This window comes from Paraliomyxa miuraensis (genome assembly GCF_026337845.1).
GTDB classification, from domain to species: Bacteria; Myxococcota_A; Polyangia; order Nannocystales; family Nannocystaceae; genus Paraliomyxa; species Paraliomyxa miuraensis.
Genome location: NZ_JAOVZF010000084.1, coordinates 1 through 969, shown reverse-complemented (window position 1 = coordinate 969; position 969 = coordinate 1). Strand labels below are relative to the sequence as shown.

At 69.6% G+C, this 969-nt stretch carries 1 protein-coding gene; it reads right to left on the bottom strand.

Features of this window, described 5'->3' with window-relative positions:
• Positions 1-48: 48 nt before the first annotated feature.
• Positions 49-969: hypothetical protein (locus tag OEB96_RS00375; protein ID WP_323137305.1), on the bottom strand; the 921-nt coding region annotated here is incomplete at its 5' end.

Below are 969 nucleotides of genomic sequence, written 5' to 3'. Positions count from 1 at the left end.
CGCGAGATCGTCACGGCCCGAGGCGAGCCCCTGCCCACGCGTGGCGGACTACTCGACGGGAGTGAACCCACCCAGCTCCTTCTGGGTCAGGCCCAGCGCCGCACCCACGCCGGCCGGGAGCGCACCGCCGTCGGCATTGGGATTGCACGGGGCCGCCGAGGACGTGACCAGCTGCGGACCGCAGCCTCCGTTGGCGCAGTCGCCCGAGCCCAGCTGCTCCACCGAGGCCAGGGTCAGCCCGGTGGCGAAGCCACCACCGAAGTCGGCGGAACCACCCGCCCCGGCGCCGTTGATCAGATCGAAGCCCGAGGACACGTTGGCCGTGAGCCGGAAGGTGATGAGGTAGGTCGAGCCCGGGTCCTGGTGCCACTCGTTCTCGGTCGCGTCGTAGAACGTGTCGTCGCAGATCGTCGACGGCGGCTCGTACACGGTGAATTGCAGGTTGTAGATCTCGACGCCCTCGATCACCGAAGGACCGCCCGCGTTGCCCAAGGTGCTCTCGTCGACCACCCCGGTCACGAAGATCCGCGGCGCACGGATCGGTCGCGTGCCGCGAGAGAAGTTGCGGGTCTCCTCCACCGTCGCCGCGCCATCGTAGGGGATGTAGCTGCGCGTGCGCTCGATGTCGGTCAGCGCGATCCGCATGTAGTCGGCGTTGGTCCCCGGCGCCGCCTTGGGAGCTCCGTTGGGCACCGAGAAGCCCGCGGTCGGGTCGCTCTGGTGGTCGTCGACCAGCACGTAGATGCTGCTCTGGTACAGCGCTCCCGGGCCGTCGCGCAGCGCATCGTCGGCCGGACTGCCGCCGATCAACGCCACCAGGAACTGATTGGTGGGCGACAGCGCCTCGGACGAGCTGGCCGACGACAGGTCGTCGAGGCGATCGTTGGACGACACCGCGGGCGCAAAGGTGAACGTCTCCGCTCGATTGCTCGCGCCGACCGTGCACGTGTCGCCCGCACCCTCGCACGC